Source organism: Rodentibacter sp. JRC1, assembly GCF_020521555.1.
GTDB classification, from domain to species: domain Bacteria; phylum Pseudomonadota; class Gammaproteobacteria; order Enterobacterales; family Pasteurellaceae; genus Rodentibacter; species Rodentibacter abscessus.
This window is the reverse complement of the sequence record NZ_BPWA01000001.1, coordinates 343944-365973: the sequence shown is the minus strand read 5'-3', so window position 1 is coordinate 365973 and position 22030 is coordinate 343944. Positions and strand designations below refer to the sequence as shown.

At 40.1% G+C, this 22030-nt stretch carries 23 protein-coding genes; 9 read left to right on the top strand and 14 right to left on the bottom strand.

The annotated features are described in order from the left end of the window. The first annotated feature begins 42 nt into the window (after nt 1-42). On the top strand, nt 43-2178 hold the full coding sequence (rlmKL, locus tag HEMROJRC1_RS01605) for a bifunctional 23S rRNA (guanine(2069)-N(7))-methyltransferase RlmK/23S rRNA (guanine(2445)-N(2))-methyltransferase RlmL (protein WP_226691327.1): 2136 nt from the start codon (nt 43-45) through the stop codon (nt 2176-2178). Between the two features lie 216 nt (nt 2179-2394). Here rlmKL and HEMROJRC1_RS01600 read toward each other — a convergent pair whose 3' ends face one another. Both HEMROJRC1_RS01600 and HEMROJRC1_RS01595 read right to left on the bottom strand, forming a co-directional pair. Continuing rightward, nucleotides 2395-2961 (bottom strand): aminotransferase class IV family protein, encoded by a 567-nt coding sequence (locus HEMROJRC1_RS01600; RefSeq protein ID WP_226691326.1) that lies wholly within the window; start codon nt 2959-2961, stop codon nt 2395-2397. After that, on the bottom strand, nt 2961-3935 hold the full coding sequence (locus tag HEMROJRC1_RS01595) for an aminodeoxychorismate synthase component I (protein WP_226691325.1): 975 nt from the start codon (nt 3933-3935) through the stop codon (nt 2961-2963). The genes HEMROJRC1_RS01600 and HEMROJRC1_RS01595 overlap by 1 nt, the downstream gene beginning before the upstream one ends. A gap of 161 nt (nt 3936-4096) precedes the next feature. Here HEMROJRC1_RS01595 and HEMROJRC1_RS01590 point away from each other — a divergent pair, with 161 nt between their 5' ends. The 3 genes from HEMROJRC1_RS01590 to HEMROJRC1_RS01580 all read left to right on the top strand — a co-directional run bounded on the left by HEMROJRC1_RS01590 (nt 4097) and on the right by HEMROJRC1_RS01580 (nt 6565). After that, complete coding sequence (locus HEMROJRC1_RS01590) at nt 4097-4666, top strand: anthranilate synthase component II (protein ID WP_226691324.1); 570 nt, start codon at nt 4097-4099, stop codon at nt 4664-4666. A gap of 77 nt (nt 4667-4743) precedes the next feature. Next, nucleotides 4744-5898 (top strand): methionine adenosyltransferase, encoded by a 1155-nt coding sequence (gene metK, locus HEMROJRC1_RS01585; protein ID WP_226691323.1) that lies wholly within the window; start codon nt 4744-4746, stop codon nt 5896-5898. 145 nt (nt 5899-6043) lie between these two features. After that, entirely contained in the window at nt 6044-6565 is a 522-nt protein-coding gene (locus HEMROJRC1_RS01580) for a SprT family zinc-dependent metalloprotease (protein ID WP_226691322.1), read from the top strand. Between the two features lie 35 nt (nt 6566-6600). Here HEMROJRC1_RS01580 and HEMROJRC1_RS01575 read toward each other — a convergent pair whose 3' ends face one another. Genes HEMROJRC1_RS01575 through yiaK form a run of 6 tightly spaced genes read right to left on the bottom strand, consistent with a single transcriptional unit; the run spans nt 6601 to nt 12408 of the window. Next, entirely contained in the window at nt 6601-8061 is a 1461-nt protein-coding gene (locus tag HEMROJRC1_RS01575; protein WP_226691321.1) for an FGGY-family carbohydrate kinase, read from the bottom strand. A gap of 51 nt (nt 8062-8112) precedes the next feature. Further along, the gene (locus HEMROJRC1_RS01570) at nt 8113-9102 is read right to left on the bottom strand and encodes a TRAP transporter substrate-binding protein (protein WP_226691320.1); all 990 of its coding nucleotides are present in this window, start codon (nt 9100-9102) and stop codon (nt 8113-8115) included. 41 nt (nt 9103-9143) lie between these two features. Beyond that, on the bottom strand, nt 9144-10421 hold the full coding sequence (locus HEMROJRC1_RS01565; protein ID WP_226691319.1) for a TRAP transporter large permease subunit: 1278 nt from the start codon (nt 10419-10421) through the stop codon (nt 9144-9146). Next, nucleotides 10418-10900, bottom strand: coding sequence for a TRAP transporter small permease (locus tag HEMROJRC1_RS01560; protein WP_226692904.1), 483 nt, complete (start codon nt 10898-10900; stop codon nt 10418-10420). The genes HEMROJRC1_RS01565 and HEMROJRC1_RS01560 overlap by 4 nt, the downstream gene beginning before the upstream one ends. Then, nucleotides 10900-11370 carry a YhcH/YjgK/YiaL family protein gene (locus tag HEMROJRC1_RS01555; RefSeq protein WP_226691318.1) on the bottom strand — a complete coding sequence of 157 codons (471 nt, stop codon included), beginning with the start codon at nt 11368-11370 and terminating at the stop codon, nt 10900-10902. The genes HEMROJRC1_RS01560 and HEMROJRC1_RS01555 overlap by 1 nt, the downstream gene beginning before the upstream one ends. 39 nt (nt 11371-11409) lie before the next feature. Beyond that, the gene (gene yiaK, locus HEMROJRC1_RS01550; protein ID WP_226691317.1) at nt 11410-12408 is read right to left on the bottom strand and encodes a 3-dehydro-L-gulonate 2-dehydrogenase; all 999 of its coding nucleotides are present in this window, start codon (nt 12406-12408) and stop codon (nt 11410-11412) included. A 202-nt stretch (nt 12409-12610) separates the two neighbouring features. Here yiaK and HEMROJRC1_RS01545 point away from each other — a divergent pair, with 202 nt between their 5' ends. From HEMROJRC1_RS01545 to HEMROJRC1_RS01525, 5 genes are all read left to right on the top strand, one after another. Further along, a complete protein-coding gene (locus HEMROJRC1_RS01545; protein WP_226691316.1) occupies nt 12611-13402 on the top strand; it encodes an IclR family transcriptional regulator in 792 nt (263 codons plus the stop codon). A gap of 290 nt (nt 13403-13692) precedes the next feature. Continuing rightward, a complete protein-coding gene (gene htpG / locus HEMROJRC1_RS01540) occupies nt 13693-15573 on the top strand; it encodes a molecular chaperone HtpG (protein ID WP_226691315.1) in 1881 nt (626 codons plus the stop codon). 75 nt (nt 15574-15648) lie between these two features. Next, a complete protein-coding gene (locus HEMROJRC1_RS01535; protein ID WP_226691314.1) occupies nt 15649-15993 on the top strand; it encodes an ArsC family reductase in 345 nt (114 codons plus the stop codon). 178 nt (nt 15994-16171) lie between these two features. Beyond that, the gene (gene dapE, locus HEMROJRC1_RS01530) at nt 16172-17305 is read left to right on the top strand and encodes a succinyl-diaminopimelate desuccinylase (RefSeq protein ID WP_226691313.1); all 1134 of its coding nucleotides are present in this window, start codon (nt 16172-16174) and stop codon (nt 17303-17305) included. Nucleotide 17306: 1 nt separating this feature from the next. Then, on the top strand, nt 17307-17987 hold the full coding sequence (locus tag HEMROJRC1_RS01525; RefSeq protein WP_226691312.1) for a M15 family metallopeptidase: 681 nt from the start codon (nt 17307-17309) through the stop codon (nt 17985-17987). A gap of 210 nt (nt 17988-18197) precedes the next feature. Here the strand turns inward: HEMROJRC1_RS01525 and rapZ are convergent, their stop codons facing one another. The 6 genes from rapZ to yjgA are packed head-to-tail and all read right to left on the bottom strand — an operon-like array spanning nt 18198 to nt 21999. Continuing rightward, the gene (rapZ, locus tag HEMROJRC1_RS01520) at nt 18198-19055 is read right to left on the bottom strand and encodes an RNase adapter RapZ (protein WP_226691311.1); all 858 of its coding nucleotides are present in this window, start codon (nt 19053-19055) and stop codon (nt 18198-18200) included. 14 nt (nt 19056-19069) lie between these two features. Further along, nucleotides 19070-19570, bottom strand: coding sequence for a PTS IIA-like nitrogen regulatory protein PtsN (ptsN, locus tag HEMROJRC1_RS01515; RefSeq protein WP_226691310.1), 501 nt, complete (start codon nt 19568-19570; stop codon nt 19070-19072). A 2-nt stretch (nt 19571-19572) separates the two neighbouring features. Further along, nucleotides 19573-20298: an LPS export ABC transporter ATP-binding protein gene (lptB, locus tag HEMROJRC1_RS01510; RefSeq protein ID WP_226691309.1), complete on the bottom strand. Its 726-nt coding sequence runs from the start codon at nt 20296-20298 to the stop codon at nt 19573-19575. A gap of 3 nt (nt 20299-20301) precedes the next feature. Continuing rightward, nucleotides 20302-20817: a lipopolysaccharide transport periplasmic protein LptA gene (gene lptA / locus HEMROJRC1_RS01505; RefSeq protein WP_226691308.1), complete on the bottom strand. Its 516-nt coding sequence runs from the start codon at nt 20815-20817 to the stop codon at nt 20302-20304. Further along, nucleotides 20798-21406: an LPS export ABC transporter periplasmic protein LptC gene (lptC, locus tag HEMROJRC1_RS01500; protein WP_226691307.1), complete on the bottom strand. Its 609-nt coding sequence runs from the start codon at nt 21404-21406 to the stop codon at nt 20798-20800. Before lptC ends, lptA begins: the two co-directional genes overlap by 20 nt. Nucleotides 21407-21465: 59 nt before the next feature. Beyond that, nucleotides 21466-21999, bottom strand: coding sequence for a ribosome biogenesis factor YjgA (yjgA, locus tag HEMROJRC1_RS01495; protein ID WP_226691306.1), 534 nt, complete (start codon nt 21997-21999; stop codon nt 21466-21468). Nucleotides 22000-22030 lie beyond the last annotated feature (31 nt).

Below are 22030 nucleotides of genomic sequence, written 5' to 3'. Positions count from 1 at the left end.
TTATGCTATAATCCGCCCAATTTTTTCCTACCGAGAATTTCAATGAAACAATTATTTGCCACCACCTCTCGTGGCTTTGAGGAACTGCTAAAAGTTGAACTGACCGAACTTGGTGCGCAAGATGCAAAAGTCGTGCAAGGCGGCGTGCATTTTCACGCAGATGATGAGACCCTTTACCGAACATTACTTTGGTCACGTTTGGCTTCACGTATTTTGTTACCTTTAATTGAAACCAAAATTTACAGCGATTTAGATCTTTATGCGGCGGTTTCGGGCTTTAATTGGTTGGCTCAATTTGATGAGCGAGTAACGTTTTTTGTGGATTTTAACGGCACGAACCAAGAAATTCGTCATACTCAGTTTGGCGCAATGCGGGTGAAAGACGGCATTGTCGATTACTTTGAACGTCAAGGAAAAGCGCGCCCAAGTGTTGATAAAATGCAGCCGGATGTGCGTATTCACGCCTATTTAAATCGTGAGGAATTAGTGATTTCCTTAGATTTGAGCGGTGAAGCCTTACATATGCGCGGTTATCGTGAGGATACCGGTCAAGCGCCATTGCGGGAAACGTTGGCTGCCGCAATAGTTTTGCGTTCCGAGTGGAAACAGGGCACGCCATTGGTTGATCCAATGTGTGGTTCCGGAACATTGTTAATTGAAGCGGCACAAATGGAGGCGAAAATCGCACCGCAACTATACCGTTTACACTGGGGCTTTGATTTTTGGAAAGGGCATAACCAAGCGGCTTGGGAAAAAGTAAAAGAGGAAGCGATAAGTACTGCGAAGGAAAAACAAAGGGAAATTCAACCGCACTTTTATGGTTTCGATCTTGAGCATCGTGTCTTGAAAAAGGCGCAACGAAACGCTCAAAATGCCGGAGTCGCCCATTTAATTAAATGGCAACAAGGCGATGTCGCAGCCCTAGAAAACCCAGCTCCGAATGAAGTGGGAACGGTGATTTGTAATCCGCCTTATGGCGAACGTTTAGGCACAACACCTGCATTGATTGCCCTTTACTCTATTTTTGGGCAACGTTTGAAAAAACAGTTCGGTGGTTGGAACGCCTCTATTTTCAGCAGCGAATCCACATTGCTTGATTGCTTACGAATGCGTGCGGCCCGCCAGTTCAAGGCGAAAAATGGTCCGCTTGATTGTGTTCAGAAAAATTATCAAATTTCAGCACGTCAGAAAGAGGAAAGTGCGGTCGAAAATGCCCTTGAATTTAACCGCACTTTAGATGTTGCAGTGGATTTTGCCAATCGTTTACAGAAAAATATCAAGAAAATCGAAAAATGGGCGAAGCAGCAAGGTTTAGATGCTTACCGTTTGTATGATGCCGATTTGCCGGAATATAATTTGGCGGTGGATCGTTATGGTGATCATATTGTCGTGCAAGAATATGCTGCGCCGAAAAATATTGATGAAAATAAAGCCCGTCAGCGTTTATTGGATGCCGTTACCGCCACATTGCAGGTAACGAATGTGGAGACGAATAAATTAATTTTAAAAGTTCGCCAAAAACAAAAAGGCACGAATCAATATGAAAAACTCGCTAATAAAGGGGAGTATTTCTATGTGAATGAATATGGCGCACAGCTTTGGGTGAATCTGACGGATTATTTAGATACGGGATTATTTTTGGATCACAGGCTCACCAGAAAAATGGTAGGTGAGTTAGCGAAAGGTAAGGATTTTTTAAATCTGTTTGCTTACACCGGTTCGGCGACCGTTCACGCAGCATTAGGCGGGGCGAAATCAACCACAACGGTTGATATGTCGAAAACCTATCTCAATTGGGCGGAACAAAATCTTATTTTGAATGATGTGGAAGGTAAAGCACATAAATTGATTCAAGCGGATTGTTTGCAATGGTTGGAAAAGTGTGATCGTCAGTTTGATTTAATTTTTGTTGATCCGCCCACCTTTTCCAATTCTAAACGAATGGAAGAAAGCTGGGATGTGCAACGAGATCACATCAAACTAATGCGTAATTTAAAACGTATTTTGCGTACAGACGGAACGATTGTGTTCTCCAACAATAAACGGGGATTCAAAATGGATTTTGCCGCATTGGAAGAATTGGGGTTAAGTGCGGTTGAAATTTCTCACAAAACCTTGCCATTAGATTTTGAACGTAATAAGCAAATTCATAATTGTTGGTTTATCACAGCGAATTAAACATTATTATGTATCAGCCGCACAAAGAGAATTTTATATCCGATATTTATTTGGGTAGGATGCGTTGAGCTTTGTGTAAAGTATCATTTCATCATTACACCAAACCTTGTTAATGGTGCGTTACGGCTTCGCCTAACGTCACCCTATAAGGGGTGATTATAATCATCGGTGGGCAATCGGTTGCTCACCCCACGATGGTTTGTGATAGGATTATTTTTATAAACCATTCATTGCGTTAATCAGCCTGATTTCATCAAATTTTTTAATATCCCGCACATAAATTGTGGCTTGTTGAATTTTTCCTTCACGAAGTAATTTTTCTCGCTGAGTACCTTGTAATAAAGGAGTATCAGGTGTAAACCATTGATTACTTTGGCGGAAAACTAAATTTCCGATAGAACAGTCCGTCACTTTTCCGTTTTTGATAATCATAATCTCATCACAATCTCCTCGTTGCGCAAATAGTGTATTGAGTAAGTCTCGATTAGCGTATTTCAAGCCATATTCAATTTCATCACAAATTACGGGTTGGAAAGTGCGGTAGATTTTTCGTGCGTATTCAAAATATTGAACGACGGTGGCTTTGTCATTGTAATCAATACGGCAACGTATCAGTTTATTTCGCAAATGTTCGGGCGGTTGGATTAAATCAAAAAGTGGAAAAATATTGACCGCACTTTTGCCATAAAATTGGTGTAGGCTGCGTTCATAACGTGTTTGGTGGTAGTCGATATTTTGAATTTTGCCGTTTTCGATGGCTAAGGTTTCAAATAACGGAAACATTAATTTTCCTTAATAGGTAAATAGACTTTTTCGAGCAACTCTTGATATTCCTCTTCTAAACGGCTATGGATAGTAATACCGCCGCCACTGTGAAAATAAAATTTATCATTGCGTTGAGAAATAAATCGAATTGCAACCGCACTTTGTAGGGTTTTTCCATCAAAAAGACCAAAAACGCCGGTGTAATAACCACGTGCTTGCTTTTCCGCTTGTTGAATAATTTGCACGGTTTTTTCTTTCGGCGCACCGCTGATAGAGCCAGCCGGTAATAATATCGCCAGTATATCTCCCACTTTTTCTTGCCAGTTGTCTTCTAATTCACCGTAGATCTCGGAACTGGTTTGTAATATTGTATTTTTTTGTGTTTGAATGCGATCCACATAGCGAAACTTTGTTACCTGAATGTTTTTCGCCACCATAGCGAGATCATTACGCATTAGATCGACAATCGTGTAATGTTCACGTTTCTCCTTTTCATCATTCAATAACCTATTTTCCGCATTGGGTAAGCGTGCGTTAATTGTCCCTTTCATTGGATAAGTGGCAATTTTATTGGCGTGAATATGCACGAAGCATTCGGGAGAAAAGCATACGAATTGATTTTTCAGCCATAATTTATAAGGCGCATGGGTTTGATAAAAAAGTCGCTCAAGCGTGAAATTACCTGAAATTTCAGTCGGGTAGGTTAGGTTTAATAAATAGGAATTACCTTGTTGCAATGCTTGTTGAACAAGTTCAAATCCCTGTTGATAATCTGCAAGTGAAATCGGTTTTTTGTCGATATGAATAAATTTTTGCGGAAAGTTTTTTTGTTCCGCCGTATTCGTGTTGCCTAAGATATTGAAAAAAATCCCTTGTGAGGCGGCTTTTTCTAAAGGAAAAATGCGTGGTTTTTCCCGTTCAAAATCAATCAAAAAGAAAAAAGGTGTGCGTTGTGCGCCGTAGCGGTTGGCTTTTTCAATAAAATGTTGCATTGTGTTATTTCTAATTGATAGTGGATTAAATTTAAAAATGTTTATTGCGTGGCTTTGCTTTGTTGTACGGTTTGTATTGTCTTCGGCCGCGACGTTATATCCATTTGAATTTAATTCACTATAGCGTAAAATTGCCCGATTATAACGAAAGCCAAGCGGTTATGAAATTACTCATTATTAATAATCACGATTCTTTTACTTTCAATTTAGTGGATCTTATTCGCCGTCTTCAAGTGCTTTTTGAGGTGTTGAATGTTGAAGATTTGCAAGCAAGCACGCCTGAATTTTTCACGCATATTTTAATTTCTCCCGGCCCGGATGTACCAAGAGCTTATCCGCAATTATTTACTATGTTGGAAAAATATCATCGGCAAAAATCCATTCTCGGTGTTTGTTTAGGGCATCAAACCTTGTGTGAATTTTTCGGCGGCACACTTTATAACTTGGCTGGAGTTCGTCACGGACAAAAACATTGTTTAAAAGTGCGGTCAAATTCTTCGCTATTTTTGGGATTGCCGATGCAATTTGAAATCGGGTTATACCATTCTTGGGCGGTGCAAGCGGAAGATTTTCCCAAAGTGTTAGAAATTACCGCCGTTTGTGATGAAAATGTGGTAATGGCAATGCAGCATAAATATTTGCCGATTTATGGCGTGCAGTTTCACCCGGAATCTTATATGTCGGAATATGGCGAGCAAATTTTAAAAAATTGGTTAAACACTACCTCATAATAGTGCTTGCATATTGAGCGAAAATACGTATTATAGCCGTCTATACGTCAATACATCTAAATGGAAAGAGAGAATTTATGTCAAGCTATTTATTTACTTCAGAATCCGTGTCAGAAGGACATCCGGATAAAATTGCCGATCAAATTTCCGATGCGGTACTTGATGAAATCCTAAAACAAGATCCTAAAGCCCGTGTTGCCTGTGAAACTTATGTGAAAACCGGTATGGCTTTGGTGGGCGGTGAAATCACCACATCGGCTTGGGTGGATATTGAAAATTTAACCCGTAAAGTGATTTGCGATATTGGTTATGAACATTCCGATATGGGCTTTGATGGACATTCTTGTGCCGTGTTAAATGCTATCGGCAAACAGTCTGCGGATATTAATCAAGGTGTGGATCGTGACAATCCGCTCGATCAAGGTGCGGGTGACCAAGGTATTATGTTTGGTTACGCAACCAATGAAACCGATGTATTAATGCCGGCTGCCATTACCTATGCTCATCGTTTAATGCAAAAACAAGCGGAAGTGCGTAAAAGCGGTAAATTGGCGTGGTTGCGTCCTGATGCGAAAAGTCAGGTAACATTAAAATACGAAGACAATAAAATTGTCGGTGTGGATGCGGTGGTGCTTTCAACCCAACATTCGGAAGAAATTAATCAAAAAGATCTTCATGAAGGCGTGATGGAAGAAATCATCAAACCTATCTTGCCAAGTGAATGGCTTTCAAAAGAAACAAAATATTTTATTAATCCGACAGGTCGTTTCGTGATTGGCGGGCCAATGGGAGATTGCGGTCTAACCGGACGTAAAATTATTGTTGATACTTATGGTGGTGCCGCACGTCACGGTGGGGGCGCGTTCTCAGGTAAAGATCCGTCAAAAGTTGACCGTTCGGCCGCTTATGCAGCCCGTTATGTGGCGAAAAATATTGTGGCGGCAGGTTTGGCAGATCGTTGTGAAATCCAACTTTCTTATGCAATCGGTGTGGCAGAACCTACTTCCATTATGGTGGAAACTTTCGGAACAGGTAAAGTGAGCAACGAATTGTTGGTGGCTTTAGTTCGTGAGTTTTTTGATTTACGCCCTTACGGTTTAATAAAAATGTTGAATTTAATTCAACCGATTTACCGTGAAACGGCGGCTTACGGACACTTCGGACGTGAACAATTTCCATGGGAAAAAGTGGATCGTGCAGAAGAATTACGTGCCGCAGCAGGTTTGAAGTAATTATTTTCTTATAGTGAATTAAATTTAAAAATGTTTACCGCATTGTTGCGCCTCGCTGTACTGTTTGTACCGTCTTCGGCTTGTAGCTTAATTTAATTCACTATAAAAACCGCTATTTTGGCGGTTTTTGTTTTTTTAGGAATTTATGCTTTCATCACAGACGCAGTTTCGACATTTAAAAATGCAGGTTCAGCGAAAACTTGCGGAATCATTACGTCTTGCGGAAGATTATTTTAAGCGTGAATTTTTGATGCCCGTGGTGAGTTATGATTTACGAGGCGTGAAAGCGGGCGTTGCCTATCTACAAAAAAATGAAGTGAAATTTAACCGCACTTTGTTGTTGGAAAATAGCGAGGAATTTATTCGACAGGTTGTACCGCACGAATTCGCACATTTGATCGTGTATCAGATGTTCGGACGGGTGAAACCGCACGGAGCGGAATGGAAAGCATTAATGAATCAGGTTTTTCATTTACCGGCAGATACTTGCCATCAATTTGATGTGCAAAATGTGCAAGGAAAAACCTTTGAATATCGTTGTTCTTGCCAAACACATTTATTAACCGTTCGCCGTCATCAGCGCATTTTAAAGGAAAAAGCCGAATATTTATGTCGAAAATGTAAAGGAAAACTGATTTTCATTGGGAAACCAACCGAATTTGATTGATTAAACTAAATACGGTTGGTTTTTCAGCTGAAATCCTAAATCAAAGTTTTTAGGGCTTGAATAAATTTTAAATAGCGTTGATATTTTTCTTGGTAAGCATTGAAATTATTTTCATTAGGAATAATAGTACGCATACCTGAATTTAAAATCGTATTTTTATCTATACTTTTTTCTATTGCCTCCATTGCAACTAATGCTGCGCCTAAACACCCCGTTTCTTCTACCGCCGGAATTTCTAATTTCATACCGGTTAAATCTGTCAGCATTTGCATCCATACGTTAGATTTGGTTGGCCCGCCGGTAACTCTAAGTATATTTGCATTGGGGAAACGATGTTTCATTTTCTCTAAATGATACATAAGGCTGAAGAGTACGCCCTCATAAACCGCTTGCAGTAGATGGATTTCCGTATGATAAGATTGCAAGCCGTAAAAGCCCGCTTGCATACCCAATCCGGCATTAGAGCCATAAAGAAAAGGAACAAACAAGACAGAACTTTTGGCAGGTTCTAAAGTATCAATACCTTGATTAATCGTCTCATAATCCAAATGTTTAAAGCGATTTAAAAACCATTCTAAATTGCCTGATGAAGTAGGGCTGGCCTCGTGAACGATAAATTTGTTTTTTTCGACATAACGACCATAAACAAAAGGGATTGATTGGTTTGAATCAATACGATCGGTAATACCGCTTACCACAGACCAAGTTCCAAGTACGACATTCAATTTTTTTTCGTCATCCAAATTAGCGCAAAGTGCGGTCGAAACTACATCAAATAAGCCGCCGACAACGGCAGTTCCTTCGGTTAATCCGGTGATTTCCGCCGCTTGTTTGGTGATATAGCCCGCAATTTCTCCGGATTTTATTATCGGTGGAAATTTATCGAAAACTTCTGCTATTCCAAGTAATTCTGCAAGATGAATATCATATTTTTCAGTTTCAATGTTGTAGATATTTGATTCTGAGATATTGGTTTCTTCACAAAATAGCTGTCCGGTTAGACAAAATCGTAAGTAGTCGTGAGACATTAAAACCGAACCGATTCGATCATAGCGTTGAGGCTCATTTTCTTTCACCCAACGGAGAATTGACACAGGATGCCCTGTCCATAAGGTTTGTCGGGTAATCGGATAAAGTTGTTCAGGAATATGCTCTGCCTGCCATTTTTTGACGATTTCGAGTGCACGTTGATCGGAAGATAAAATAGCCCGTCCTAAAGGGCGGTTTTGTTTATCTAAAAAAAACGCACCTTTTCCTTGTGCGGAAATTCCAACCGCTTTGATGTGTTTTGACGCAATATTACTTTTCGCAATAGCTTCTCGTACTACCTGTGCAGTGGTTTGCCATAACATTTCCGGATCCCGCTCGGCATAGCCGGATTGCTCACTAATAACGGGAACATTTTGGCGGGCTATACCATACAATTTTCCGGTATTATCAAATAATGCGGCTTTGATAAATGTTCCACCGCAATCAATGCCTAAGTAATAATTCATAAAACCTCGAATGAAAATGAAAGCAGTCAACCACAGTTGACCGCTACGATATTATTTGGCTAATTCATCAATTTTACGGACTAATGTATCGCCATGTTTTTCGATGTAAGATTTGCGTACTTTTTCTTCGATAATCGCCTTAAATGGCTCAGAATCAATGGCTTCCATTACTTCGACGCCTTCTTTACGTAACTTGGTAATTATTTCTTGCTCGTTTTTCACGTTGAGATCCCGTTGAAATTTCCCGGCTTCTTTGGCTGCATCTAAAATAGCTTGCTGAAGTGTAGGGGAAAGCGAATCAAATTTTGTTTTATTCATCACAACAATTAACGGGGTATAGCCGTGATTGCTTAGCGTGAGATATTTTTGTACTTCGTATAATTTTGAAGACCAAAAGATACCAATCGGATGTTCTTGTGCATCAACTGCCCGTGTTTCTAATGCGGTGTAAAGCTCTGCCAATGGCATTGGAACCGGGTTCGCCCCTAAAAGAGAGAAGGCTTCGATATACATTGGATTTTGATTGGTACGAACCTTTAGCCCTTTCACATCTTCCGGTTTTGTCATCGTGTGTTTAGAGTTAGAGAAAGCACGGAATCCCACATCCCAAAAAGCTAATCCTTTAAGCCCTTTTTCTTCCAACGATTTTAGTAAGCCTTGTCCGATTTCGCCGTCTAATACTTTATAAACGTGTTCACGATCTTTAAAAATAAACGGAATGTCAATTACATTGAGTTCTTGAACCAATCCGGTGAAGTTAGGTGAGCCAGACATTTCGAGATCAATCGTACCACCACGAACACCGGCAATCATTGTTTGTGCATTGCCTAGCGTACTATCAGGGAAGAGTTTTAGTTTTACTTCACCTTTTGTTTTGTCTGCCAATAATTCATTAAATTTTTTGGCGGCGATATGTTGAGTATCACTACGAGGCGCTTCATAGCCAAATCGTAGATTGATTTCCGCTGAAGCGGTAGAGATACTAAACATTGTCATACCGGCAATTAAAGCGGTTAAGCATTTCATTTTAAAACATTTCATAATGTGCTCCTGAATTAAGCGTTATTAAAAATAAGTGATCTTTACAACATCCACTGAAGTGGAACTAAAATTAATGATGGAAAGAGGATGAACAAACCGAGTAGGGTAAGCATCATACCCATATAAGGAAGAATGCCTTTTGCCGCCTGATCAAAGGGGAGTTTTGAAACACCGGTAATCACATTTAATACATTCCCCACCGGTGGCGTAATTAAACCGATTGAGGTGTTTAGGATGAATAACACACCGAAATAAACAGGATCGATTCCGGCTTCTTCAATTAACGGCATTAATACCGGAGTAAGGATTAGCACGGTTGGCGTTAAATCCATCACCATACCGATAATAAACACCGAAATCATAATCACCGCTAACAATAAGGTTTGATTGTCAATTAACGGCTCTAAAAATTCCGTCATCATTTGCGGTAATTCCGCAATGGTAATCAACCAACCGGTTACATTAGCCGCTGCTACTAAAAACATCACGACTGCCGTTGTTTTGCCTGCGGCAAGGATCACTTTGTATAAGTCTTTAATTTTGAGCTCACGATAAACAAACAACGAAATAATCAAGGCATAAAATGCCGCAACAACGCCGGCTTCCGTTGGAGTAAATATTCCGGAACGGAATCCCCCGATGATAATGACCGGCAGCAGTAATGCCCAAATGCTATTTTTAAAAGAAACACACAATTCTTCTTTGGTTGCTTTTGAGAATGTCATTAAATTTAAGCGTTTTGCTTGCCACCACCAAAGCGAAGCTAATGCAATCCCCATCATCAAACCGGGAAAAATACCGGCTAAGAAAAGTTTTGTTATAGAGACACCGCTTGCTACGCCAAATACGATAAAGGGAATAGAGGGAGGAATAATCGGGGCGATAATACCCGCCGTTCCAATTAAACCGGCGGATTTATCAACGGGATAACCTGTGGTTTTCATCATCGGTAATAACATCGCCGCCACCGCCGCCGTATCGGCAACCGCTGATCCTGAAAGGCTTGCCATAATCATTGCGGCGATAATCGCAACAAAGCCTAAACCGCCGCGTTTATGTCCTACCAATTTCATCGGTAAGTCGATAATACGTTTTGACAATCCGCCTTCATTCATAATTTCACCGGCAAGAATAAAGAAAGGAATCGCCATCAATGAAAAGCTATCGGCACCGCTAATTAAGTGTTGCGCTAAAATCTGAGAGTCAAATAAGTCAAGTTGCAGCATTAATGCAATACCGCAAATTAACAGTGAAAATGCCACCGGAATACCCAAGATAATGGCACCAAGTAGGACAGAGAGGAAAATAACAACGATCATGCTTTCTCTCCTTTTGTTATAAGGGTGATTCTTGATACAACACGAGCGATTAATAATATGCCGATTAAGCTACCTGCAATGACACCGGCAAAGTAGGTAATGCCCTGAGGTAAACCTGAAATCGGGGCAAAATTGATAAGGTTTAATTGGTACTGAATCCAGCTACCGTCAGTGATTAAATAGCAGCAATAGAGCATTAAGCTATCTGTAAAAATACCTAATAAATTGCGCCCATTTTGAGATATCTTATTCGTTAAAATGGTGACATTGACGTGTTGGTTATCACCGAATGCCAATACTGCTGCTAAAAAAGTGAGCCATACGAACATATAACGGGAAACTTCTTCCGTTACATTAATGCTGCTGTTAAATCCATATCGCAACACGACATTCAGAAAAACCAAAATCGCCATCACGGATAAAATTAAAACGACCAGCATTTCCAGTATTTTTCCAACAAATTGAGCAAAACCTTTCATCATTCCTCCTCCAAGTCATCAAGTGCCACCTTGACAACCACTTTGCGAATAGCGGAAATTTCATTTTGCTTACAGGCACTACGATGTGCATCTTCCGGAAAAAATATGGCAAAATTACCTGCATGGCATATCAGTTCTTGCTCATTCTCGACAGCCTTATAAAATAGAATATCCCGTGTTACATCATAAGGCTCGGCAATTTGATGATGACCTAAATCCGTTGCAACCGCCATTCTTTCTGTCCCTGAATGCCAATATTGCACATCGATATATTGACGATGTACTTCGGGGAGCGATACCTCTTCGGGAAGTGTTTCTAGATTAAGAACCTGCACGTAGGATTTACCTTTGAACGGATAACGACCTGCTTCCATTCGGTTAAAATCCATCCGCTTCAGATAATCCAAAGCGGCGAAAATCGTTTTTGGGTAGCGATTTGCTACGATATGAGAAATATGACCGAAAATCATAAGCCCCTCCTAAAAAACTTTTAGAAAAAAGACCGCACTTTAAAGTGATTTGAGTTTTGCCCAAACGGTATCATCCACCGGAATGCCATTAGCTTTGTTATCGGCAAGAATTTGAGTAAATTCATGACCCGGTAAACGCACTTCTATATTGGGATCGGCACGCTCTGCCGTTTTCACATACTCCATAATGCGATTGAGTTTTTCATCTTTGGTTTTGCCATCAATTAAACGATCAACTTCAATGGCAATGAATACTTGAGAAACGCAGTATTCATCATCTTTGTCCTCCGTAACGGCAACGGTAGATTCACCGTTAGAAAGGAGTGTGGCAATCATATCTAATACAATCGACAAGCCGGAACCTTTCCAGAAACCCATTGGCATTAAACGGCGGTTTCTTTCTACGGTTGCCGGATCGCGGGTTGGCTTTCCTTCGTCATCAAAACCGGCATCGACAAAAGTTTGGCGACCTTGCAGACGGTGTACTTCCAACATGCCGTAGGAATACATTGAGCAAGACATATCTACCATAGTGATCGGATTAGTCGGCACAGCGATAATTAACGGGTTTGTGCCGATACGGCATTCTTTCGCACCCCAAGGCGGCATAACCGCAAGGGCATTTGTCCAACAAATACCGATATAACCTTTTTCCGCAGCTTGCCAACCGTAAGAGCCGCCACGCATCCAGTGATTGGCATTGCGTAATGCCACGACACCGATCCCATTTTGAGAGGCGAGTTCCATCGCACGATCCATCATTTTCTTCGCTGTTAAATTTCCGATAGCTTGATGTGCGTCCCATTGCTCGATTGCACCTAGGGAAAGTACTTTGGTCGGTTGTGCTTCCGGCACAATATCGCCGTTTTCCAGTTGCTGAATAAAACGTGGAAAGCGATTTACGCCGTGAGAATACGCCCCAGCCTGTGTCGTATCAGCAAATACGGCAGCGCATTCTTCCGCAATCTCTTCACGCACATTACGAGCAAGTAAAACCCGTTTGAACTCATCTTTTAAATCGTTGTAAGAAACTCTCATCTAATACCTCTTGTTCCATATTATAAAACTCTGTTTCATAATATACGGTTGTTTATAGGCTAAGTCAATTTGAGAGAAAAGATAAAATTAATTTAAAATCAATATGATATAAATTAATTTTTACTTTTGTGACTAATATCTCATTTTTATGAGAAAATATTTCATATTATGAAATAGAATGATTTATAAGAAAGGAAAAACTATGGCAGAAGAAAAATCAAGCGGTAATCAAAGTCTTATCAGAGGGCTCCGATTATTAGATATGCTAAGTGATTTTCCTAACGGTTGCCCGTTAGCGAAATTAGCCGAGATTTCAGGCTTGAACAAAAGTACCGTTCACCGCCTTTTACAGGGACTACAAAGTGAAGGCTATGTAAAGCCTGCATCTACGGCGGGAAGCTATCGGTTAAGTATAAAATGTCTCAGTATCGGGCAAAAAATATTGACTTCAATGAATATTATTAATGTGGTATCCCCTTATTTGGAGCAACTTAATCTGACTTTAGGCGAAACCATTAATTTTTCTCAAAGAGAAGACGATAAAGCCATTATGATTTATAAGTTAGAACCTACTCACGGAATGCTTAAAACAAGAGCTTACATCGGCCAGCACATACCGCTTTATTGTTCGGCAATGGGAAAACTTTATTTGGCTTATCCTAAAAAAGAGGGCTATTTATCATACTATTGGCAAACCCACCAAAACATTATTCAACAACTGACGAGAAATACCATCACGCAATTAGATGAAATGGAAGTGGAATTAGAAAATATTCGACAAAATAAATTTGCAATGGATAAAGAGGAGAATGAAATGGGGGTAGTTTGTATCGCTTGCCCGATATTTGATTCTTTTCATCAGGTGGAATACGCTGTTTCCGTTTCTATGTCGATTTATAAATTGAGAAAAATCGGTATTGATTTTTTCCTCAATGAAATCAAAAAAACGGCGTTGGAGATATCAAAAGAGTTAGGCTATACGGGGGAGGTATAACTTATCTCTAAAAGTGCGGTCGAATTTCACATTATTATGTATCATTCGCAAAAAGAGAATTTTATCTCCAATATTTAATTTGAGTAGCAACTGATACATCATATCAGATTTCACAAAAATTCTTTTTGTGCAACTGCTGCATAATACCGAAATTTCATGAAATTTAACCGCACTTTGAATTTTTCTCCCGTATTAATTTGAACATTGAAATTGCCCCTTGAAAATACGGTTTTTATTCTTATATTTGTGGCGTTCAACTTTAACTTATTTCATTTTATAAAGGAAAAACTATGTCAAAAAATCAAGAAACCCGTGGCTTTCAGTCTGAAGTGAAACAGCTTCTCCAATTAATGATTCATTCTTTATATTCCAATAAAGAAATTTTCTTGCGCGAACTGATCTCCAACGCCTCCGATGCGGCGGATAAACTTCGTTTTAAAGCATTGTCTAATCCGGCGCTTTATGAAAATGACGGTGAACTGCGTGTGCGTATCAGTTTTGATAGCGAAAAAGGGACGATAACCATCAGCGATAACGGTATCGGTATGACTCGCGAGCAAGTGATTGATCACTTGGGGACTATCGCAAAATCGGGAACGAAAGAATTTTTGACCGCACTTGGACAAGATCAAGCGAAAGATAGCCAGCTTATCGGTCAATTCGGTGTCGGTTTTTATTCCGCTTTTATTGTGGCGGATAAAGTTACCGTAAAAACCCGTGCAGCGGGAGAAGCCGCAGATAACGCCGTGATTTGGGAGTCTGTCGGGGAAGGTGATTACTCGGTTGCGGATATTGAGAAAAAATCTCGCGGAACCGATGTAATTTTGCATTTACGCGAAGATGAAAAAGAGTTTTTAAACGAATGGCGTTTACGTGAGATTATCGGTAAATATTCCGATCATATCGGGCTTCCTGTGGAGATGCTCACAAAAGAATATGATGAAGAAGGGAAAGAAAGCGGTGAAAAATGGGAAAAAATTAATAAATCCGAAGCCCTTTGGACACGTAGTAAAAATGATATTTCCGATGAGGAATACAAAGAATTTTACAAACATTTAAGCCACGATTTTGCAGATCCGTTATTATGGGCGCACAACAAAGTGGAAGGCAATCAAGAATATACCAGCCTGCTTTATGTGCCGAGCAAAGCGCCTTGGGATTTATTCAATCGCGATCATAAACACGGCTTAAAACTTTATGTTCAGCGTGTCTTTATTATGGATGATGCGGAACAATTTATGCCGAATTATTTACGTTTTATGCGCGGATTGATTGATAGCAATGATTTGCCGTTAAATGTCTCACGTGAAATTTTGCAAGATAACAAAGTAACGGCGGCATTGCGCAAAGCATTAACGAAACGTTCGTTACAAATGCTCGAAAAATTGGCAAAAGACGATGCGGAAAAATATCAACAGTTCTGGAAAGAGTTCGGTTTAGTGCTAAAAGAAGGCCCGGCCGAAGATTTCGGTAACAAAGAAACGGTTGCTAAATTATTACGTTTTGCTTCAACCCACAACGACAGCAGTGAGCAAACCGTATCTCTGGAAGATTATGTTTCCCGTATGAAAGAAGGGCAAAAAGCGATTTATTACATTACCGCCGATAGTTATGTAGCGGCGAAAAATAGCCCGCATTTGGAATTGTTTAATAAAAAAGATATTGAGGTGCTGCTATTATCAGACCGTATTGATGAATGGATGTTGAGCTATTTAACCGAATTTGACGGCAAAACCTTACAAAGTATCACAAAAGCGAATTTGGACTTAGGAGATTTGGCAGATAAAGAATCCGAGGCTCAAAAAGAGCAAGACGAGGCTTTTGGCAGCTTTATCGAACGTGTAAAAACCTTGCTGGGTGATCGCGTGAAAGAGGTGCGTTTAACTCATAATTTAACCGATACACCGGCAGTGGTTTCTACCGATAATGATCAAATGACCACGCAAATGGCAAAACTTTTCGCAGCAGCCGGTCAGCCTGTACCGGAAGTGAAATATACTTTTGAACTCAACCCGGAACATCACTTAGTGAAAAAAACGGCGGATATTGCAGATGAAGCACAATTTGCCGATTGGATCGAATTATTGCTTGAACAGGCAATGCTTGCGGAACGCGGAGCTTTAGAAAATCCTGTTGCCTTTATTAAACGTATCAACAAGTTATTAGGCTAATTCATTGCGATGATTTAATGTTATGGTTAAAATCCTCTGTCTGAGAAGGCGGAGGATTTTTATTTAGGAGATTTTATGATTACCGTTTACGGCATTAAAAACTGCGACACCGTGAAAAAAGCCTTGAAATGGCTTGAGAATAACAATATTGAACACAAACTTCACGATTATCGTGTTGATGGTTTGGAAGAAACTTTTTTACAACAAGCGGAAGCGCAATTCGGTTGGGAAAACTTGGTTAATAAACGTAGTACAACGTGGCGAAATTTAGACGAAGAAATCAAAAAAACATTGTCAAAATCGACCGCACTTTCGGTACTCTTAGAAAATCCGACCTTAATCAAACGTCCGATTATTCTGCAAGAAGGCAAAGCATTGATCGGTTTTAATGAAAAAGAATATCAAGCCGCTTTTGCATAAAATGCAGTGATTTTTCCTATATTATGTTGCATTTGCACAAATCAGTGTAGGGGGAGGCGAAGCCGTAACGCACCAATAGATGAAATGGTGCTTCAACGCACCTTATCCTCAATAAATATTGAATATAAAACTCTCTTTGTGCGACTGATACATAATACCGATTTTTTCAGGAGTTTTTATGAAAGAAAACGTCATTTCTTTAGCACAAGATTTAATTCGCCGTCCATCAATTAGTCCGAATGATGAAGGTTGTCAGCAATTGATTGCAGATCGTTTGGAAAAGCTCGGTTTTCAGATCGAATGGATGCCTTTTAATAACACGCTAAATTTATGGGCGAAACACGGGCATGGTGAGCCTGTCATTGCCTTTGCCGGGCATACGGACGTTGTGCCGATAGGTGATGAAAGTCAATGGAAGTTCCCGCCATTTGAGGCTAGTATTGTTGAGGATATGCTTTACGGTCGCGGTGCTGCGGATATGAAAGGATCGCTTGCGGCAATGATTGTAGCGGCAGAGGAATACGTGAAAGCCAACCCGGATCATCAAGGCACGATTGCGTTATTAATCACTTCTGATGAAGAAGCGGCAGCAAAAGACGGTACGGTTCGCGTGGTGGAAACCTTAATGGCGCGTGGAGAGAAGATCACCTATTGTATGGTGGGTGAACCTTCAAGCTCGAAAAAATTAGGGGATGTGGTAAAAAATGGCCGCCGCGGTTCGATTACCGGTAATCTGTATATTGAAGGCGTACAAGGACACGTGGCTTATCCGCATTTGGCGGAAAACCCGGTGCATAAATCTCTTGAATTTTTGACCGCACTTACTCGTTATCAATGGGATCAAGGCAACGAATTTTTCCCGCCGACGGGTTTACAAATTGCTAATATAAAAGCAGGAACGGGCAGCAACAATGTGATCCCCGGTGAGCTTTACGTGCAATTTAATTTGCGTTATAGCACAGAGCTAACGGATGAAATGATTAAGCAAAAAGTTGTACAAATGCTTGAACGGCACGGCTTAAAATATCGTCTTGAATGGTGGCTTTCAGGCAAACCGTTTTTAACCAAACCGGGAAAATTACTTAATGCCGTTACTCAAGCTATTGAACAAATCGCTCATATTTGCCCAAAACCGGATACCGGCGGTGGAACTTCCGATGGACGTTTTATTGCTCTAATGGGGGCGGAGGTGGTGGAATTTGGTCCGTTGAATACCACGATTCATAAGGTAAATGAGTGTGTTAGCTTGGATGATTTAGGCAAGTGCGGTCAGATTTATCATCAAATGTTAGTCAATTTATTGGATAGATAAGATGAAATTAACTGCGGAAATGCTTTGTGGGAAGTCTCGGGAGCATCTCGTTCATTTGCCCGCACCTCATTCACCTAATCATTTCTTACAAATAGCCGCATTGAATGCTTTTCAAGCTTTACAACAATGTGCGGTCAAAAACGGTTTTAATTTACAACCGGCAAGTAGTTTTCGTGATTTTGAACGCCAACGGTTTATTTGGAATAACAAATTTAATGGACTACGTAAAGTTCATGATGATGAAGGTAATCCAATAGATTTGACACAATTAAATGATTGGCAAAAATGTCAAGCTATTTTGCGCTGGTCGGCATTACCGGGAGCGAGCCGTCATCATTGGGGAACGGAAATTGATATTTTTGATCCTGATTTATTACCACAAGGGCAGTCCTTACAACTTGAACCTTGGGAATATGAAAAGGGCGGCTATTTTTTCGAGTTAAGCGAATTTCTTACGGAATACCTACCACACTTTGATTTTGCTTTGCCATTTATGCAAATGTCCGGAAATAAAAAAATTGGTCGCGAGCCTTGGCATATTAGCTATCTTCCTTTAGCAGAGCAGGCGGGTAATCAATTTTCACCGGATATTTTATTGCAGGCTTGGAATGGAGAAGAAATCGGTGGAAAAAAGGTTTTATTAGCGTATTTTGAACAGATTTTTGAGCAATTTATGGTGTAGCAAAAGTGCGGTGATAAAAACTGGTATTATGTATCAGTTGCACAAAACCAGAGTAGGGTGTGTTAGCCAAAGGCGTAACGCACCGTTAGACCCAAGTTTGGTGCGTTACGGCAAGCCTAACGCACCCTACATTTGAATTAAAAACAGCCTTTTGTGCAAGTGATGCATAATACCGATAAAAAACGGTATTTTTTCACCGCACTTTTTGACTTATTTGTGCTTATTTTTTTCTAGGGATTTATGCTGAATTTTCACATTTTTCCCTTTCGCTTGAAAGTATTCACCAAGCTGTTGGGCAATATAAACGGAACGGTGTTTTCCACCGGTACAACCAACGGCAATGGTTAAATAGCTGCGGTTATTCTGCTCCAACATTGGCAACCAAGTTTCGATATAGTTACGTGTGCGGTAAATAAAATCATTCACTTCGTTATAACTACTTAAAAAACGTGCAACAGGTTCATCTAATCCTGTCATAGGGCGGAGTTCAGGATTCCAGTGCGGATTAGGTAAGAAACGCACGTCAAATACATAGTCGGCATCAAGAGGAATCCCATATTTAAAGCCGAAAGATTCAACGATAATTTTTAATTCTCTTTCACTATTGCCGTGTAAAAATTCACGTAAGCGTTCGGCAAGTGCGTGAGTTGAAAGCGTTGTCGTATCAATAATGAAATTTGCGTGCTGAATAAGCGGTTCAAGCTGTTGATATTCAGCATCAATCGCCGCTTCAAGAGAGAAATCTTTAACGGAAAGGGGATGTAAGCGGCGTGAATCACTATAACGGCGAATGAGGGTGCTGCGATCTGCCTCTAAAAAAATAATTTTAGTGGAATAATGTTGCTGGATATTCGTAAGAATATGCTCCAATGAGTGAGAAGATTCCGGCAAATTGCGAATATCAAGGCTGATTGCTACTGTCGTTTGTGTTTGAGCTAAAATTTTAGTCAGTTGAGGCAAAAGATCGAGCGGAAGGTTATCAACACAATAGTAACCCATATCTTCTAATACACGTAATGCGACAGATTTTCCTGCTCCGGAGCGGCCGCTGATAATAATGATTTCCATAAAAAGCGCAGTTATTATATGTCATTTTCGACTGAAGAATCCGCTTCTTCAGCTTGATCGGCAATTTCAAAAACTTGCCAAATTTCACCCGCACTTTGAGCAGAACGTAATTGCTTAACGAAATTTTTATCCGTTAATTTTTCTGTTAGCTTAGAAAGTATAGGAATATAAATTTGGCATTGATTGTCAGGCACAAAAACGGCAAAAATCAAATCCACCGCTTTTCCATCCGGTGCATCGTATTCAATCGGCATATCCAGTTGCATAAAAACCGCGAATGCTTTCGTAATTGCGCCTTCCGGAAGTTTCGCTTTTGGCATAGCCACGCCGTTTCCCAAACCCGAATTGCCTAATTTCTCTCGATTAAATAAACATTCAAAGCAGGCCTGTTCCGCTTTATCACATTGTAGCCGCTCCATAATAAGGGCAGAAATGGATTCAAATAAACGTTTTTTACTTGAGAAGCTGACGCCTTGACGAATATCCTCAGGGCGTAGAAGTTCTGAAAATTTCATAACTATAATCTAAATTGTTCACCCAGATATACACGTTTTACGTGTTCATCGTTCATTACTTGTTCCGGTGTGCCTGTTGCAATAATTTTACCTTCACCTACGATATAAGCGCGTTCACATACGTCTAAGGTTTCACGCACATTGTGGTCTGTAATGAGAACGCCCAGTCCACGATTGCGTAAATCGGTAATGATTTTTTTTATGTCGGTAACGGAAATCGGGTCAACGCCGGCAAAAGGCTCATCTAATAAAATAAATTTCGGATTAGCGGCAAGTGCTCGTGCAATTTCGACACGGCGGCGTTCACCACCGGAAAGCGATTGCCCTAGGCTGTCGCGGATATGTCCGATATTAAACTCTTCGATTAATTCGTTTGCTCTTTCACTGCGTTGTTCAGGTGTTAAATCTTTACGAATTTCTAATACCGCCATTAAGTTTTCATATACGCTCAAACGACGAAAAATAGAGGCTTCTTGCGGGAGGTAACCGATTCCTCGTTGTGCCCGGCTGTGCATCGGCAACAGGCTAATGTCTTCGTCATCAATAATGATTTTCCCTTGATCTTGGCGAACCAAACCTACCACCATATAAAAGGTGGTTGTTTTACCGGCACCGTTTGGCCCGAGTAAACCGACAATTTCATTTGAGTTGACGGTAAGGCTGACATCAGAGACAACCTTACGATTTTTATAACTTTTGGCGAGAAATTCAGCGTGTAATACAGACATCGGTTATTTTTTTCCCTTTTGTTGCAATTGTGTTGGGATCAATACGGTTTGTACCCGTGATTTACCGCCATTGGCTTTTAATTGTTGCTTTTTCACATCGTAAGTAATGCGTTCACCATCGATTTTGCTATCAAGTTGCTTTAATTGAGCATTGCCGGTAAGGGTTAAAAATTCAGCACCTAAATCATAATGCACTCTATTTGCTTTGCCATCTACCGGTTTACCGTCATCGAGTAATTGATGAAAAGTTACCGGTGAACCGAATGCTTCCACAGTTTCTTTTTTGCCCGAATTTTCAGGCGGACGGGTGATGACGACCTTATTCGCTTTAATCAGAATTGAACCCTGTGTTATTACCACATTATCCGTGAAAGTAACGATACTGTTTTCCATATCCAAAGACTGGTTATCGGAAACAATGTTAATCGGTTGGTTGGTATCATCTTTCAACGCAAATGCGGAAAGGGAAGTCATCATTAGGGTAGTGATGAGAATAAACTTACGGTTTACTGATTTCATAGTACGTTTTTACCTGTTCTTTTAAGGTTGCCGTTTGTTGGCGTAAATTACCGACTAATTTTAATCCGGTCGAATGAAAATTAAGTCCGTTAATTTTTACTTGAGTGTCAGAGATAATGTCCTGTGTTTTTAAGTTGATTGCTGCCGATTCGGTTTCTACGCGTTGTAATTTTGAAAGCGGATCTAAACTTTCTGCAACCACATTACCTTCTAAATAAAGCATTTCATTTTTCATTAATTTGGCATTTTGCGCACTTAACTTCCAATTCTGTTTATTAAGTTTGATGTTCTCTGAATTAGCCTTTTCTTTATCCGAATTTAACGATACATCGAAAAGGTACACTAACGGTGAGATAAAATCGGTACGCTCCTCTTGATTGTAGTGTTCCACTTTCTCAGAAATAGCGAAGTATTGTTTTTTTCCTTCCGGAGAAAATACGGTCGTTGCCATTTTTGTGCCAATGTATTCGGGTGAATTCGGTTTTTTGATGAGGTTTTCCAAGTCGGTATTATCTTGATTTAGAGTATAAAACCAACCTAATAATCCCAGTGCAATTACACCTAAAATAATATTCAAACGAATATTCATAAATAATGTTATTTCCTGTTAAGCGTTTTGAATAAAGTGCGGTTGAAAAGCGCGATGTTTTATTCTTCTAACATAAGCCCTTTCAACATTTGATAAAGTTCACGATAAGCTTTTGAGGGTTTATTTTGTGTCTTTTCCTTTTGTGCACCCCGAATTAAATTGCGTAATTGTTGGCGATCAGCATTTGGATATTCATTTAATAATGATGTTAAGGCTAAGTCGCCGTTTTCAACCAGTTCGTCACGCACATTTTCGATTTTATGCAACATAGCTTGTTGTTGATTGTGTTTATTCTCAATTTTATCCAAGGCTTCTTGAATAGGTTCGGCATCAGCACCACGTAAAAGCTTTCCGATATATTGCAATTGACGGCGGCGTGCTTCTTTTTGTAAGCGTTGCGCTAATTCAACGGCCTCAAGCAAAGCATCATCAAGCGGGATTTTAGTCAGATTTGCTTTGGTTAAGTTCACGAGTTTCTCGCCAAGTTGTTTGAGTGCTTCCGCGTCACGCTTGATTTCACTTTTACTTACCCAAATAATTTCTTCTTGATCTTCATCTTCCCAATCGAAGGCTTCTTTTTTACGTCTTGCCATTTTGTGTCCTTTAATAAAATACGGCGTGCAT

Excerpts from the sequence above, each read along its gene's own strand:
- HEMROJRC1_RS01535 (WP_226691314.1), top strand. The coding sequence starts at position 15,649 with ATGATTACCGTTTACGGCATTAAAAACTGCGACACCGTGAAAAAAGCC.
- HEMROJRC1_RS01545 (WP_226691316.1), top strand. The coding sequence starts at position 12,611 with ATGGCAGAAGAAAAATCAAGCGGTAATCAAAGTCTTATCAGAGGGCTC.
- HEMROJRC1_RS01560 (WP_226692904.1), bottom strand. The coding sequence starts at position 10,900 with ATGAAAGGTTTTGCTCAATTTGTTGGAAAAATACTGGAAATGCTGGTC.
- HEMROJRC1_RS01555 (WP_226691318.1), bottom strand. The coding sequence starts at position 11,370 with ATGATTTTCGGTCATATTTCTCATATCGTAGCAAATCGCTACCCAAAA.
- rlmKL (WP_226691327.1), top strand. The coding sequence starts at position 43 with ATGAAACAATTATTTGCCACCACCTCTCGTGGCTTTGAGGAACTGCTA.
- ptsN (WP_226691310.1), bottom strand. The coding sequence starts at position 19,570 with ATGAAATTTTCAGAACTTCTACGCCCTGAGGATATTCGTCAAGGCGTC.
- HEMROJRC1_RS01570 (WP_226691320.1), bottom strand. The coding sequence starts at position 9,102 with ATGAAATGTTTTAAAATGAAATGCTTAACCGCTTTAATTGCCGGTATG.
- HEMROJRC1_RS01595 (WP_226691325.1), bottom strand. The coding sequence starts at position 3,935 with ATGCAACATTTTATTGAAAAAGCCAACCGCTACGGCGCACAACGCACA.
- metK (WP_226691323.1), top strand. The coding sequence starts at position 4,744 with ATGTCAAGCTATTTATTTACTTCAGAATCCGTGTCAGAAGGACATCCG.
- HEMROJRC1_RS01565 (WP_226691319.1), bottom strand. The coding sequence starts at position 10,421 with ATGATCGTTGTTATTTTCCTCTCTGTCCTACTTGGTGCCATTATCTTG.
- lptC (WP_226691307.1), bottom strand. The coding sequence starts at position 21,406 with ATGAATATTCGTTTGAATATTATTTTAGGTGTAATTGCACTGGGATTA.
- HEMROJRC1_RS01590 (WP_226691324.1), top strand. The coding sequence starts at position 4,097 with ATGAAATTACTCATTATTAATAATCACGATTCTTTTACTTTCAATTTA.
- yjgA (WP_226691306.1), bottom strand. The coding sequence starts at position 21,999 with ATGGCAAGACGTAAAAAAGAAGCCTTCGATTGGGAAGATGAAGATCAA.
- HEMROJRC1_RS01580 (WP_226691322.1), top strand. The coding sequence starts at position 6,044 with ATGCTTTCATCACAGACGCAGTTTCGACATTTAAAAATGCAGGTTCAG.
- dapE (WP_226691313.1), top strand. The coding sequence starts at position 16,172 with ATGAAAGAAAACGTCATTTCTTTAGCACAAGATTTAATTCGCCGTCCA.
- HEMROJRC1_RS01600 (WP_226691326.1), bottom strand. The coding sequence starts at position 2,961 with ATGTTTCCGTTATTTGAAACCTTAGCCATCGAAAACGGCAAAATTCAA.
- rapZ (WP_226691311.1), bottom strand. The coding sequence starts at position 19,055 with ATGGAAATCATTATTATCAGCGGCCGCTCCGGAGCAGGAAAATCTGTC.
- lptB (WP_226691309.1), bottom strand. The coding sequence starts at position 20,298 with ATGTCTGTATTACACGCTGAATTTCTCGCCAAAAGTTATAAAAATCGT.
- htpG (WP_226691315.1), top strand. The coding sequence starts at position 13,693 with ATGTCAAAAAATCAAGAAACCCGTGGCTTTCAGTCTGAAGTGAAACAG.
- HEMROJRC1_RS01575 (WP_226691321.1), bottom strand. The coding sequence starts at position 8,061 with ATGAATTATTACTTAGGCATTGATTGCGGTGGAACATTTATCAAAGCC.
- HEMROJRC1_RS01525 (WP_226691312.1), top strand. The coding sequence starts at position 17,307 with ATGAAATTAACTGCGGAAATGCTTTGTGGGAAGTCTCGGGAGCATCTC.
- yiaK (WP_226691317.1), bottom strand. The coding sequence starts at position 12,408 with ATGAGAGTTTCTTACAACGATTTAAAAGATGAGTTCAAACGGGTTTTA.
- lptA (WP_226691308.1), bottom strand. The coding sequence starts at position 20,817 with ATGAAATCAGTAAACCGTAAGTTTATTCTCATCACTACCCTAATGATG.